Origin of the sequence: uncultured Dubosiella sp. (assembly GCF_964018005.1) — a bacterium.
In the GTDB taxonomy this organism is placed as follows: Bacteria; Bacillota_I; Bacilli_A; order Erysipelotrichales; family Erysipelotrichaceae; genus Dubosiella; species Dubosiella muris.
In genome coordinates, this window is sequence record NZ_CAXHOA010000012.1 from 20,795 (window position 1) to 34,226 (window position 13,432).

At 47.5% G+C, this 13,432-nt stretch carries 13 protein-coding genes; 2 read left to right on the top strand and 11 right to left on the bottom strand.

Going from position 1 to position 13,432, the window contains the following annotated elements; genetic code table 11:
* Positions 1–48: 48 nt before the first annotated feature.
* The 11 genes from rpoE to rpmH form a co-directional block, all read right to left on the bottom strand.
* Positions 49–381 carry a DNA-directed RNA polymerase subunit delta gene (gene rpoE, locus ABNS49_RS09070; RefSeq protein WP_135980298.1) on the bottom strand — a complete coding sequence of 111 codons (333 nt, stop codon included), beginning with the start codon at positions 379–381 and terminating at the stop codon, positions 49–51.
* A 38-nt stretch (positions 382–419) separates the two neighbouring features.
* Entirely contained in the window at positions 420–2,060 is a 1,641-nt protein-coding gene (gene argS, locus ABNS49_RS09075) for an arginine--tRNA ligase (protein WP_135980297.1), read from the bottom strand.
* A gap of 5 nt (positions 2,061–2,065) precedes the next feature.
* Positions 2,066–2,434, bottom strand: coding sequence for a DUF1934 family protein (locus ABNS49_RS09080; RefSeq protein WP_135980296.1), 369 nt, complete (start codon positions 2,432–2,434; stop codon positions 2,066–2,068).
* Positions 2,435–2,482: 48 nt separating this feature from the next.
* Entirely contained in the window at positions 2,483–3,709 is a 1,227-nt protein-coding gene (locus tag ABNS49_RS09085; protein ID WP_135980295.1) for an HD domain-containing protein, read from the bottom strand.
* 72 nt (positions 3,710–3,781) lie between these two features.
* Positions 3,782–4,048, bottom strand: a complete 267-nt coding sequence (locus tag ABNS49_RS09090; RefSeq protein ID WP_135980294.1) for an RNA-binding S4 domain-containing protein — start codon at positions 4,046–4,048, stop codon at positions 3,782–3,784.
* Entirely contained in the window at positions 4,045–7,434 is a 3,390-nt protein-coding gene (gene mfd / locus ABNS49_RS09095; protein ID WP_135980293.1) for a transcription-repair coupling factor, read from the bottom strand. Before mfd ends, ABNS49_RS09090 begins: the two co-directional genes overlap by 4 nt.
* 9 nt (positions 7,435–7,443) lie before the next feature.
* Positions 7,444–8,004 (bottom strand): aminoacyl-tRNA hydrolase, encoded by a 561-nt coding sequence (pth, locus tag ABNS49_RS09100; protein ID WP_135980292.1) that lies wholly within the window; start codon positions 8,002–8,004, stop codon positions 7,444–7,446.
* A gap of 45 nt (positions 8,005–8,049) precedes the next feature.
* A complete protein-coding gene (locus tag ABNS49_RS09105) occupies positions 8,050–8,679 on the bottom strand; it encodes a R3H domain-containing nucleic acid-binding protein (protein WP_135980291.1) in 630 nt (209 codons plus the stop codon).
* A gap of 10 nt (positions 8,680–8,689) precedes the next feature.
* The gene (locus ABNS49_RS09110) at positions 8,690–9,712 is read right to left on the bottom strand and encodes a YidC/Oxa1 family membrane protein insertase (RefSeq protein WP_135980290.1); all 1,023 of its coding nucleotides are present in this window, start codon (positions 9,710–9,712) and stop codon (positions 8,690–8,692) included.
* Positions 9,709–10,059, bottom strand: coding sequence for a ribonuclease P protein component (gene rnpA, locus ABNS49_RS09115; protein ID WP_135980289.1), 351 nt, complete (start codon positions 10,057–10,059; stop codon positions 9,709–9,711). Before rnpA ends, ABNS49_RS09110 begins: the two co-directional genes overlap by 4 nt.
* A 42-nt stretch (positions 10,060–10,101) precedes the next feature.
* The gene (gene rpmH, locus ABNS49_RS09120) at positions 10,102–10,236 is read right to left on the bottom strand and encodes a 50S ribosomal protein L34 (RefSeq protein ID WP_016319755.1); all 135 of its coding nucleotides are present in this window, start codon (positions 10,234–10,236) and stop codon (positions 10,102–10,104) included.
* Positions 10,237–10,726: 490 nt separating this feature from the next.
* Between rpmH and dnaA the strand changes: the two genes are divergently transcribed.
* Entirely contained in the window at positions 10,727–12,073 is a 1,347-nt protein-coding gene (gene dnaA / locus ABNS49_RS09125; RefSeq protein ID WP_277820808.1) for a chromosomal replication initiator protein DnaA, read from the top strand.
* Between the two features lie 153 nt (positions 12,074–12,226).
* Positions 12,227–13,348: a DNA polymerase III subunit beta gene (dnaN, locus tag ABNS49_RS09130; protein ID WP_135980288.1), complete on the top strand. Its 1,122-nt coding sequence runs from the start codon at positions 12,227–12,229 to the stop codon at positions 13,346–13,348.
* Positions 13,349–13,432 lie beyond the last annotated feature (84 nt).

Sequence of the window (13,432 nt, forward strand, 5' to 3'; positions counted from 1 at the left end):
CATCTATTATAAGCAAAAATAAGCAAAAAATCTGCATAACGCAGATTTTTACTCTTCATTCAGCTTTTTTTCCTCGTCCGCATCCAACTCTTCGTCGATGTCTTCCTCGTCCTCGTCGCTATCGTCAATCGCGATCGTCGACGTATCCGTCACGCTTTCCGAATATGTGTGACGGGACCGAAGATCCCATGTGTTTCCTGCCATATTCAGGAAACGTCCATCCATGGAAAGGTCGGTATATAACTGCGCGATATTATCTTCCGCCTGCGTGGGCGTGAATCCCATCTCCTTGCTCACTTCCGTCCAAAGCTGCACGAAAGGAATAGGTTCCTGATGCGTTTTCAGCACTTGGTAAGCTGTCTCAACCATAGATTTACTCATATTTGATTTCTCCTTTTATTGTTTCAAATCCTTTTCAATCACATTGATTCCACGGCCTGCACCCCGATCAGACCGAGCGCGTCCGCTAGCACGATTTGCGTCGCCTTGACCAAGGACAGCCGCTGGTTTGTCAGTTCGCTGTCGTTCGAGTCGATTACCTTGCAGGCGTTGTAGAAGCTGTGGAACTTCGAAGCCAGATTTTGGATGTAGTGGCACATTTTATGAACCTGACGGGTTCTTGCGGTTTCCGACACGACTTTATTGTATTCTTGCAATGTCTTCATCAAGTCGATTTCCTTTTCATGTGTCAACCGGTCAAACGTTTCCGGCTTCGTCCATTCCGGCGCCTGTTTCAAGATCGAGCACATGCGGGCATGGGCGTACTGGGCGTAGTATACCGGATTTTCGTTCGATTTTCTTTTCGCAAGCTCCACATCGAAATCCAAATGGGAATCCAACGCTCTTTGCACAAAGAAATACCGCGCCGCGTCCACGCCGACGCTTTCGCACAACTCATTGATCGTCGTCGCGTTGCCGAGCCGTTTCGACATTTTCACCTCTTCGCCATCGCTGACCAGCCGAACCATCTGAATGATGTCCACATGCAAGTGATCCGGATCGTTGCCAAGCGCTTCCATACTCGCTTTCAAACGAGGAATATACCCGTGATGGTCGGCGCCAAAGAAGTCGACCAGCTCGTCGAAGCCCCGCTCGTATTTATTATTGTGGTACGCGATATCCGGAACAAGATATGTCAGCGAGCCATCCTGCTTGCGCAGCACCCGGTCTTTGTCGTCGCCGAAATCCGTCGTCCGAAACCACAGCGCGCCATCCTTTTCATATGTAAATCCTTTTTCCGCCAGTTTTTCGAGCACCGCCTCAACCGCGCCTTCATCGCGTAGCGCCTGCTCGCTCGACCACACGTCGAAGCCAACCCGGTAGGCGTCCAAATCCTTTTTAATTTTATCCAGTTCGAAACGGATGCCTTCCTTGCGGAAGAAATCAAGATTTTCCGGCGTTTCCTCCAAATACGCTGTTCCGTACGTTTCCGCCAGCTCTTTTCCTTTGTCTTCGATATCCTTGCCTAAATAGCCATCCTTGCCGATTTCCTTTTCGAAACCGAGCGCTTGCGCGTAACGGGCGTACAACGACTGGGCCAAATTGGCGATCTGGTTGCCCGCGTCGTTCACATAATATTCCCGGGTCACGTCGTAACCGGCTTTTGTCATAATGCGCGCGCACGAATCGCCCCAGGCCGCGCCGCGGGCATGGCCTAAGTGAAGCGATCCGGTCGGGTTTGCGCTGACGAATTCCAAATCCACTTTGATTCCATTGGCTGGTTGGGTACCATAGCCGGCTTGCTGACGCAAAATGTCCTCAACCACTTTCGCGAACGAGTCCTTTTTCAATGTCAAATTCAAAAATCCAGGTCCGGCGATTTCGATTTCTTCAATGCCCGCCGCCTCTTTCGGAAAATGATCCACGATTTCCTGCGCGATCAAACGCGGGTTTTTCCGCAGCGTCCTTGTCATTTGCATCGCGACATTGCTCGAAAAATCGCCATGTTCTTTATTTTTCGGAATTTCGATTCCGATTTGCTGCTCGTCCAGCGTCACGTCAAACGCGTCCTGGACAGCTTTCTGGATCGCTTTTTTTAATTGAGAATCTATTGACTGCATATTCCTTACTCCTTTTCCTGGATCTCCAATTTGAAATGAAACAACTGCTCGTTTCCATGCAGCGACAACGTGTACGCCACTTCCACGACATTGTTCTGAATTTCATATTTCTTTGTGAATGTTTCTACGTCGATGCGTCCATACGGAGTGTCGATCCATCCATGGGAAACCGGATCCAATCCGACATTCAGGTGAACGGTGACTTCCTGACGGCTCGTGATTTCACAATGCCGGTCATCAAAGCTATACCGAAACGCTCCATCCTTTCCCCCGAATTCGATGACTTGAAGACCCCCTTGCGTCCGGATCGTTCCCTCTCCTTCGTACACGACTTCATCGTTCGTAAGATCTTTTAAAACTATAAATGGTGTCATAGCGAATGTATAGTATCATGATTGGATTTTTTTTCAAACAAAACCCGCTTAAAACGTGTCGAATCTCGCTTTTTTCTTGACAAAATACACCCTTCGTCTCGTATGGGTTTCCATTTTCATCAGCGCCTTCACGATTTCGCTTTTTTCCGAAAGCTTTTCAACGCGGCCGCTGGCGCTTAAAACACCAATAGCCTCTTCCTCGTCTTTTTCCCGATACGGCAAATACATACTTGAATGGGAGAACTCCTCGTGGTAGTACAAATCCAAAGGAAGTCCCCGTTTTTCAATTTCGGAACGAATCGTTTCCACTTGCCGTGCGGAAGGATCCTCGATCCAGTCAAAAAGACGCCGCTCCAAAATGCGGGACGCGATATCCCGCAAATAAGGATCCTCGCTTTCCAATCCATCCTGGAACAAGGAGAACAGCCGGCACTCATCCAGTTTCATAAAAGAATTCAAATCATACGGCGCATCGAGCAGCGTCAGCGAAGAAGCCGGCAGCGTGTGCTTGATTTGCGCGTACCGCTGGTAAAACTTCGAAATCAGCAATTCGAACGCTTTCGCGTCCGGATGCAAATACACCTGCCAGTACATGTGGTAACGCGCCATGATGTAATCCTCCACCGAATGGATCCCGCTTTCTTTAATGCATAGCCGGTGGTCGCAAACCCGCAGCGTGCGCAAGATCCGCTCCAAATCAAACGTTCCATAGCTCGTGCCGGTTTCATACGCGTCCCGCAGCAAATAATCCATTCGATCCGCGTCCAGCTGCGAGGAAATGATTTGATTGAGCACGAACACCGGATGCTGGTGGCGAAGAATGGCCACGATCTCAAGCGGCAGATCCAATTCATACGAAGTCAGAACTTGATGAATTTGGGAATGCGGATCCAAAATCACATCCACGCTTACTTCCTCGTGCCGCTTTTTGGTGAGCGACTCGTAAAAATGGGAAAAAGGTCCATGCCCTAAATCGTGCAGCAAAGCGGCGCTCATCGCAATGATCTTTTCCCGCTCGCTCAACCCGTTTCGCATATCTTCGACTTCGTGAACCATCCGGTTCACAATTTCATACACACCCAGCGAATGGGCGAATCGGGAATGCTCGGCCGTATGATACACATAGTAATTGCCACCCAGCTGATGGATGCGGCGCAGGCGCTGAAACTCCCGGGTTTGCAGCAGCTCCCAAAGAAGCTGATATTCAATATGAATGTACCCATGGATTGGATCGCGCAAAACTTTCCGTTCTTCGCATTTTTGATTGAGTTTCATCGCCTTTTCCCTCCTTTTTCGGAATAAAAACACCAAAATCCGATATTTTTTCTCTTAAATTAAGAACGATTCTTAATCTTTTTCTTCTATTCGTTCTTCTTTTACTACTTCAAACAGCAGCGAAGCGTTTTGCTTCGACACTTGTTTTTTGATTTCCAGAATCCGGATTTCCAGAATCCGGGCGCCAAACTCCAGTCGCAGCAAGTCGCCCTCTTTTACTTCCTGGGATGGCTTCGCCGCTTTTCCGTTGACGTGTACCCGGCCTTGCAAAGCGAGCTCTTTAGCCGCTTCGCGCCGTTTTAAAATCCGGGCCGTTTTTAAATATTTATCCAGTCTCATTCGTTTTCCTTTCTCATCATGGTTTTGCTGGCTTGCGTGAGCAAGTCGATGACTTTCAGCAGCAAATCCAAGTATTTCGATTTCTTCTCCAATGTGATTTCAATGCGCCGGTCTTTCAGCTTCAACGAGATTTTTTTCGACAGCGCGCTCATGGCCGTGAACAGCTTCGCCCCGTCGACGCGGCTCGACCATTCTGGCGTCATCTTGATCACGACGTGCGTGGTCGTTTCCCGCATGGAATCGACGCCTTCCTCGTTGACGAACAAATCCAGCTGGCGCTGTTTGAACAGCTGCTTGACTTCTTTTGGCATTTTTCCAAACAAGTCGATGATGCGCAATTCGTAATCATGAAGCGCCTGCAGGCTTTTTGCCGCTTTGATTTCCTGATACAAGTCGAGCTTGTCGCCATCGTTTTCGGTAAACTGGGACGGAATATACCCATTCACATGAATCTGCGCGCTCTTTTCAGGTTTTTGTTCCACGAGTTTTCCTTGTTTTCGAGCGATTGCGTTCGACAACAGTTCCAGATACATATCCAAACCGACCTGGTCGATGAAGCCGGCTTGCTGCGGTCCCAGCATGTCGCCCGCGCCGCGAATCGTCAAATCCCGCATCGCGATCTTGTATCCCGATCCAAGCTCCGTGAACTCCTTGATGGATTGCAACCGCTTATGCGCTTGCTCGGTTAGCTCTTTATGCGGATCGACCATCAAGTAGCAATACCCGATTTTATCCCGGCGGCCGACGCGACCGCGGATCTGGTACAGCTGCGACAAGCCGAAATGATCCGCCTGGTCGATAATGATCGTGTTGGCGTTGGCGATATCCAATCCGGTTTCAATGATCGTCGTGCAGACGAGAATTTTATATTTACCGCTCGAGAAGTCGTACATGGTCGACTCGATGTCTTCTCTGGACATCTTTCCATGCGCGACCGCGATTGGCACATCCGGGAATTTCTTTTGAAGCTTTTTGGCCACCGCGTAAATATTGGCCACGCGATTGTATAAATAAAACACCTGGCCGCCCCGCGCGAGTTCCCGTTCGATCATTTCCTCTACCGCACTGCCCCGCTTTTCAATCACATACGTTTGAATCGGGTGCCGGTGCGCGGGCGGCGTGTTCAGTTGCGAAATCGTTCGAACGCCAATCAAGGACATTTGTAGCGTTCTCGGAATTGGCGTCGCCGACAAAGAAAGAACGTCAATCGTGTCTTTCATTTCCTTGATTTTTTCCTTGTGCTCCACGCCAAACCGCTGTTCCTCGTCAATGATTAAAAAACCTAGATCTTTGTATTCGAACGACTTGCTTAGCAGTTTATGGGTGCCGACAACCAGGTCAATCGTCCCGTTTTTCAATCCTTCCTTGATTTGCTTGATTTGACTGGCGGGAACGAACCGGTTGACGAGCGCGATGTTCGCCCCGGTCGATTCGAACCGTTCTTGTAGCGTCTTATAGTGCTGCATCGACAAAATGGTCGTCGGGCACAAAAACACGACTTGCTTGCCGCTCGCGATGGCCTTGAAGGCGCATCGCATCGCCACTTCCGTCTTGCCAAAGCCAACGTCGCCGCAAAGCAAGTGATCCATGGGCTTCGGTTTTTCCATTTCCATTTTGATTTCATGCACCGCTCTTGTTTGGTCAAGTGTCGGCTCGTATTCGAACGCCTCGTCAAACTGCGTCTGCAGCGCGTCGTCTTTTGGATAGGCGTAGCCGATTTCCTCGTTTCGATGCGCATACAACTCAATGAGCCGGGACGCGATTTCTTCGATCTTGGCGTTGACACGCTCTTTCGTCTTTTGCCACTGGCTGCTTCCAAGCTGGGAAAGCTTGACGCCCGCCCCTTCTTTGGAAATGTATTTTCGGACAAGCTGAAACTGCGAAAGAGGCACAAACAGCTCGTCGCCGCCCCGGTATAAAATATGCAAATAATCCGCCGCTTTTCCGTTCGTTTCACGCGTCACGATTCCTAAATACTGCCCAATGCCGTATTGGCCATGCACAACATAGTCGTTTTTTTCCAGCTCCAGCACATTTTCCAAAATCTGCCCTTCCTTGAACGTTTTTTGGTACCGCTGATGTTTAGGCTCCTGTTCAAACAGTTCTTTGCTTGTAAACACTTCGTGGTTTTCATATGAAAATCCTTCATAAAAACAATCAGGAACAAATCGGAGCGGAAAAGGACTCAAGCTTTCGACTTTTTTGCGTTCTTCTTCGTTCAACGCGAACTGCGCGTCCGGATGATGGGTTTCAAAAAACTGGGACAGAGGCTCTTTGACTTGGTCCAGAGGATAAATTTTCGAAACAAGCGGATCATGCAAATCCTGAAATTCGTGGAACATGAGAAAAGGCCTCTTTTTTTCCATCGCGTATAAATCATGAAACATGATATACCGGCTCAGCGCCTTCCGGTCCTGAATCATTTCCTGCAAGAAGGCGATGTTGTCCTCGTTGAGTTTTTTCGCGGCTCGTTCCACTTGCTCCTGACTCGATAAAATGACTTCGCCATCCACGTAGTCAAGCAAACTGTCGCTATGTACGTAACTAAAATACAAATACAGCCTCGCCTCGGGTTCAAACGTTTCCAGCGCCCGCAAATCCGCTTCGATATGATCGTTGAGCCGTTCCGCTTCCTCGTCCGAAAGAGCGCCTGCTTCCTTTTCGAGCTTTTGGCTGACAAGCGCTTTGATTTCCTCAATTTGCTCGTCCTGGAATAAAATATCAGTGGCTGGTCCAATCGTGCATTCGGTTTGGGAGGCAATCGTGCGCTGGGTCGTTTCATTGATCAAACGAATCGAGTCGATTTCGGTATCGAAAAACTCAATGCGTACCGGATGCTCGTACCCGAGCGGATACACGTCCACAATGCCGCCCCGGGCCGCGAAAGTGCAGGGCCGGTCGACATAGTTGACCTTGCCGTAGCCAATCCGGTTCAGCTTTTTTTTCAGAGCCGCCATTTCCAGTTCCTGTCCGACATGGAACGTGAGGATGTTTTCTTTCATCAATTCATAGGAAGGGAGGAAACGCAAAAAGCCCGCCGTATTGCAGACGATCAACCGCGGTTTTGGATTTTTAACAAGCTGCGTCAACGTGCCGAGCGCCGCTTCCCGGTCTTCGGGCGAAGCGGCGATTGCCTGGACGCGCAGCGATTCTTCCATCGTGAACAGCAGACAATCTTCTTCCATCGCGGCAATCCGTTCATAAAGCTGATTGGCTTCGTACCGGTTTCGCTTGACGATGATGCGCGTTTTCCGGTCCACCTGGAACGCCGCTGTCAAAAGCAGCGCCTCCTCCATTGGATACAAATGCCCGATCCGGTTTTCTTTGCGCAAAATGGCTTGCGTCACCGGATTGGTTTCCAGTTTTTTTAAAATTGGATCAATCATATGAATTCCCTACTTCTTATTAAAATGGTTCATGGTGTCGCTGTACGGATGGTCGATCGCATAAATTGCGGCCTGCGCGGCCAAATCCGTCGCCGCTTCGATGTCTTCTTTTTCCGCGGGACGGAATTTCCCAAGCACCCAGTTGATCATCGGAATGCGAGGATCTTTTCCTACGCCAATCCGGATGCGGTCGAACTCCTGCGTAAAAATGCATTGAATCACGCTTTTGATCCCGTTGTGACCACCGGCGCTTCCTTTTTGACGCAGGCGGATCTTTCCTACCGGCAAATCGACATCGTCATATAAGACGAGTACGTCTTCTGGCGCTGCTTTGTAAAAATCAAGACATTGCCGCAAGGCGATGCCGCTTTCATTCATATACGTGAGCGGCTTTAACAAAACCACGTCTTCTCCATGGACTTTCGTCTTGATCCACTGGGATGAAAACTTTTCCTGGTTCCACGTTTCACCAAGCTCCCTTGCGATTTTATCCATCGTCATAAATCCGGCGTTATGGCGCGTATTTTCATATTTTAATCCTGGATTTCCCAATCCTGCTATAATTTTCATCGTCTTTCTCCTCCTAACAAAAAAACGGGAATGTCCAATTCCCGCTTATTCGATTTCTTTTCCTGGTGTATACAAGATACACAAATGGCGATTGACACCCTCTCCTTCCGAACGGGTGGAGATATCGGCCATCTTCGCTAAAGAATTGTGGATCGCTTTGCGTTCATCGGCCGGCATCGGATCCAGTTCGGCATCGACTTTCGTCCGGCGGACATCTTTGGCCACCCGAATCGCCATACGGCAAATCTTCTCATACCGATCTTTTTTATATCCGTTGACATCAATGAGCAAGCGAACTCTTCTTTTAAACGCGGCGCTCGCGGCGGCTTTTACAAGCCGGTTGAAAGCTTGCAGCGACTTTCCGTTTTTTCCGATCAGGATCGCGTTATTGTTAGTGTTCACCATGACGCGGTAAAAATCGTCGCCGTCTTTTTTGACTTCCGTTTCGCCATCCAGCTGCGCGTTGTCAAAGTAAGTCTGGATATAATCATGAATAAATTGTTGAATGTCTTTATCACAATACACTTCGATTTCCACGGTTTTTCCGATACCTAGAAATCCAGCCTTTTCTTCGAGAACCGTGTAGGTCAATTCCTCCACAGTTACCTCTTTGGCCTGCGCCGCTTTTTTCAGCGCCTCTTCAAGTGTTTTTCCGGTAAATTTTTCAAACTCCATGATTTCTCACCTACTTTTTCTTTGTTTTATCTTTGTCCATAATCACAAAATGAAGGAACAGGGACTGAATCGAACGAATCACCGACGATACGAGCCAGTAAAACGACATGGCGATTGGCCAGCTTAAATACATCACCGCGATCAAAGCGGTCGAGAAATACATCGTCGTATTCATCGTGTTGGCCATTCCGTTTTCCTGTTTCAAATACTTCTTTTGTTTTACATTGTTTTTCTTGTCATCGTATTTCTTCAGCCATTTTGGCAGCTGCAAAGAAATGATTTGGAATATGATCATCAAAACATAAACGATCATTGGTCCCCATTGCACGTCGCCCGAACCAAAGCTCGTGAACGCCGCGATTGGCGTTTCCGACAGCGGCATGCCAAAGAAGGTTCCGTACACGACCGCGGCCGCCCGCATCGTCGCGTAGTACACGCCCATCATGATTGGCAGCTGAATGAAGGTGACCAAAATGGATCCAAATGGATGGATATCGTATTTCGTGTACACTTTCTGCATTTCCTGCGCCATCATCATGCGGGAACGCTCGTCGTCTTTTCCTTTGTATTTGCTTTGAAGGCGCTCGATTTCCGGCTGCGCCTCCTGCATCCGCTGCATCGAAAGCTGGGATTTGTACGTAAACGCGAAGACGAGAATCTGAATGAGCAACGTCGCTAAAATAATTCCGATTCCCGCATCCGTCCACGATGCAAACACGTTGATTAGCTGCGCAATCGGCCATACGATCAATCCGTCGAACCAGCTCGCGGATAACGCTTCGCTAAATGAAGTCGGCTCGATTGTGATCGTATCCTTGTCACCAAGCTTTTCATATTTCTTTTTCAATGCCTCGTCGCTGATATCCGACACGTTGATCCGGCCTTTTTCAACGACCATTTGCTCGCTGGCGATGATTTGATCGACTTTTGTTTTTCCATCCGTTCCTCGCGGATTGGAACAGCCGGTCAAACCAAGCAGGACAAATGCGCAAAGCATGAAAATCTTAAACTTGCTTTGTAAAAAATGAGTCATCTTTGTTCCTTTCCTTGTCGTCTTCGGTCAAGCTTTCTCTTGCTTGTTTCAAGTTCTTTGAAGTTTTGCTCGAACGTTTGTTTTTGATAAACCGGACGAACGATCAGGATCGTGTCATACGCTTCATCAAACGTATATAGCGCGTCGATCATTCCGCGGATCTGCCGCTTTACCTTGTTGCGCGCGACAGCGTTTCCGAGTTTTTTTCCGACACTGATCCCGACACGCGCGTGTTCTTCTTTCTTCGGTTGATAATAAAAAACAAACGCACTAGACTTGATATATTTCCTTTTCTGGATAATCGAAGAAAACTCGTAGTTTTTACAAACTCTGCACTTCTTTTTCATACATCTTTATCCAGACAAAAAAATCACCTAAACTGGTGATTTCTATGCGGATAATACCTTTCTACCTTTTGCTCTTCTGCGAGCTAGAACTTTACGACCACCGACGGTAGCCATACGAGCACGGAAACCATGAACTGTTTTGTGTTTTCTCTTACTTGGCTGATATGTTCTTTTCATGTCATTCACACCCCTCAGTCTTCTATTAATTTTCAAATAAGATTGCTGACTCATTATAGCAAATCCCCTACACCCCGTCAACACATGTTTTTTCCGATTCCACCAATAAATATAAAAGGAAAAGAGCGGAAAACCCTCGGTTTTTCCCACAAAAGAGGGGATAACTTTTTCTTGTTTTTCCACGTGCGGGGATAAAAGGGGATAATTTCCACAGGTTTTCCCCTTTTATCCCCCTTAAACACCGCTCGGGGATTTTGGGGATGGGGAAAACTGGGGAAAATCACTTTTACGTTTTACCTATCCGTTTTTTCTCATTTTTCCATTGGGGATAACCAAAGTTTTCCCCACTCTTTTTCGCCAGTTTTCCCCAATACTCCCAATAAGGAAAAGTTTATCCACATTCTACATTGGGGATATTGTGGAAAACTCAAGATTTGATTGCCCGTTTTTCCCCTTTCATGTATAATGAAAACCTAAAAGGAGGGATCGTATGCCCGCGAATTTTGACCGGATGTGGGAAAATGTCCTAAAAAAGATCCATAGTTCGCACTATTTCAACGACCAGGATTTTCAGGCGTGGATCTATAAAACGACATTATTTAAAATTGAAAACGACATCGCGTACATCGCATACCGATCTTCGATCACCAAAGCCATCATGGAACGGCAGCTGGCGATTTTCGAATCGACGCTGAGCGAGGAATGGTCTTCGCCAGTCCGGATCCATTTAATCGAATACAAGGAAATGGAACAAATGATGCCGGAAGTCATCGTGCAGCAACGAACGAACACGCTTCTGGAAAACAAGTTCAATCCGACGTACACGTTCGAAAATTTTATCGAAGGAAACAGCAATCAGGAAGCCTACGCGGCGTGCTTTGCGGCCTGCAATCAAATTTCTTTTCCCGCATTCAACCCGCTCATGCTTTATGGAAACTCCGGTCTGGGAAAGACGCATCTTCTCCACGCCGTCGGCAACTACTTGTCCGCCGAACGCCCCGAAGCAAAAGTCATCTATATGTATAGTGGTGACTTTGTCACTTTGCTTATCGACGCCATGAAAGCCAAAAGCATCCATGGAAACACGGTCGACCGGGTCAAAGAACAGCTTCTTGACTGTGACTATTTTCTGATTGACGATATTCAGAACCTTCAGCACACTTCAAGTCAGGAAGTTTTTTTTACGGTTTATAATCAGCTGATCCAAAAAAACTCGCAAATCATCATTACGTCCGACATCCATCCAAGAGAGCTTAGCGGCCTGCAAAACCGGCTCGTTTCCCGATTCTCCTCCGGTCTGGCGATCAATATTTCCAAACCGGGCTTCGAAACGAGCAAAGCCATCCTGAAAAAAAAGCTGGAAGGAAGGGAGGACATCATTAGCGACGACGTGCTGGACTATTTGGCGCTCACGTTTTCCAACGACGTCCGCAATTTGGAAGGCAGCCTCAACCAGCTCATTTTCCAGTCCACACTGTTCAATCCCGATATCATCGACATGAAATTCGCGATGGAGCATTTGGGAAAAGAACCCGTGATCGAAAAACGAAGCGAGCTGACGATCCGGGAAATAAAAAAAGCCGTTTCACAGTTTTACGGCTTGTCGTACGCGGATCTGGAAGGGAAGTCAAGACTCAAACAAATTATGAACGCCCGGCACATTTGCGTGTATTTATCACGGGAAATGCTGCATAAACCGTATATGCAAATTGGAAAAGACCTGGGAAACCGCGACCATACAACCATTCAGTCGTCGTACAACCGCGCGTGCGAGCTCATGAAAAAAGACAACGCGTTTCGAATGGCCGTCGACAAAATAAAAGAGAAGCTCATGTAGTTTTCCCCATTTTTCCACAGTCTTTCAACAGCGAAAATCCAACAATTTCGGCGTCGTTATCGCGCGAAACGAAGTTTTCCCCAGTTATCCACGCCCTTATTGTTGTTACTTTATATAAATAAAAGAAAAACACACATCAAAAAAGGAGTCTTTATGAAATTCACAATCAATCGAAAATACCTCTCCGACAAGCTCACGATCGTGTCGCGGGCGATTTCCATGTACTCACCACTTCCCGCTTTGTCCGGGATCTGGATCGAAGTCATGAAAGACAAAATTCAATTAACCGGCAGCGATTCGACCATTAGTATCCAATCCACGATTTATCCGGATGAAATCAACCATTTGCACATCGAGCAAACCGGTTCGATTATTGTCGAATCCAAATATTTGCAGGAAATCGTTCGAAAAATGGATTTTGATACCATTGAATTTGAATTGATGGATACGACGTTGCTGCGCATTTCGAACAAGCAGGGTGTGTTCCATTTAAACGGTATCGAAAGCAACGCGTATCCGGAACTTGATTTTTACCAGCCAAAAACCGAATTCAAGCTTTCGAAAAACCAGCTGCGTACGATCGTGACACAAACCGCGTTCGCCTGCTCGGATAAAGACAGCCGGCCGGTGCTGACCGGGATCAATTTCAAAGCCATCGACACGCAGTTGTTTTGTTCCGCAACCGACACGTATCGGCTGGCTCGAAAAATTGTACAATTAGAGCAGCCGATGGACTTCAATATCACGATTTCCCAAAAATCGCTTGGCGATGTCGTGAAGTCGCTGGAAGGGGAAGAAAACGATGTTGACATTTTTGTCGACAATAAAAAAGTGCAATTCGTTTTCGACGACACGTTGTATCAAACCAATTTGCTGGATGGCGCCTTTCCGGATGTCGAACGGATCATTCCGAAAGAATTTATCAGCTTTTACCAGTCGGATTCGACGGAGCTGGCGCGGGCGATTGATCGAACAAACTTTATCCGCAAGGACAAAGTCCATTTGATTCGGCTGGAATGCGCCGCCAAGGAAGTGCATTTGAAGACGCGCTCGAGCGAGATTGGCGATTCCAACGAGATCTTGATGTCGGCGATTTACAATGGCGAGGATCTGACAATCACATGCAACGGAACCTATATGCTGGACGCGATCAAGGCGTTGAATGGTGAACGGGTGGAAATCGACTTTACAGGTGTGCTCAAGCCGTTTCGCTTAACGAACCCGGAGGACCAGTCCGTTTTGATGATCGTTGTCCCGGTTCGTAGCTTTGATTAGAAGTATTGTGAAGATACTTCTTTTTTTCTTGTGTATACCGGAATTATATGGTAAAATCAATAAATTTATGCTATAATTAGGAAC

What these genes read in the sequence shown, in the direction of transcription:
- rpoE (WP_135980298.1), bottom strand. Translation starts at nt 381, where the DNA reads ATGAGTAAATCTATGGTTGAGACAGCTTACCAAGTGCTGAAAACGCAT.
- argS (WP_135980297.1), bottom strand. Translation starts at nt 2,060, where the DNA reads ATGCAGTCAATAGATTCTCAATTAAAAAAAGCGATCCAGAAAGCTGTC.
- ABNS49_RS09080 (WP_135980296.1), bottom strand. Translation starts at nt 2,434, where the DNA reads ATGACACCATTTATAGTTTTAAAAGATCTTACGAACGATGAAGTCGTG.
- ABNS49_RS09085 (WP_135980295.1), bottom strand. Translation starts at nt 3,709, where the DNA reads ATGAAACTCAATCAAAAATGCGAAGAACGGAAAGTTTTGCGCGATCCA.
- ABNS49_RS09090 (WP_135980294.1), bottom strand. Translation starts at nt 4,048, where the DNA reads ATGAGACTGGATAAATATTTAAAAACGGCCCGGATTTTAAAACGGCGC.
- mfd (WP_135980293.1), bottom strand. Translation starts at nt 7,434, where the DNA reads ATGATTGATCCAATTTTAAAAAAACTGGAAACCAATCCGGTGACGCAA.
- pth (WP_135980292.1), bottom strand. Translation starts at nt 8,004, where the DNA reads ATGAAAATTATAGCAGGATTGGGAAATCCAGGATTAAAATATGAAAAT.
- ABNS49_RS09105 (WP_135980291.1), bottom strand. Translation starts at nt 8,679, where the DNA reads ATGGAGTTTGAAAAATTTACCGGAAAAACACTTGAAGAGGCGCTGAAA.
- ABNS49_RS09110 (WP_135980290.1), bottom strand. Translation starts at nt 9,712, where the DNA reads ATGACTCATTTTTTACAAAGCAAGTTTAAGATTTTCATGCTTTGCGCA.
- rnpA (WP_135980289.1), bottom strand. Translation starts at nt 10,059, where the DNA reads ATGAAAAAGAAGTGCAGAGTTTGTAAAAACTACGAGTTTTCTTCGATT.
- rpmH (WP_016319755.1), bottom strand. Translation starts at nt 10,236, where the DNA reads ATGAAAAGAACATATCAGCCAAGTAAGAGAAAACACAAAACAGTTCAT.
- dnaA (WP_277820808.1), top strand. Translation starts at nt 10,727, where the DNA reads ATGCCCGCGAATTTTGACCGGATGTGGGAAAATGTCCTAAAAAAGATC.
- dnaN (WP_135980288.1), top strand. Translation starts at nt 12,227, where the DNA reads ATGAAATTCACAATCAATCGAAAATACCTCTCCGACAAGCTCACGATC.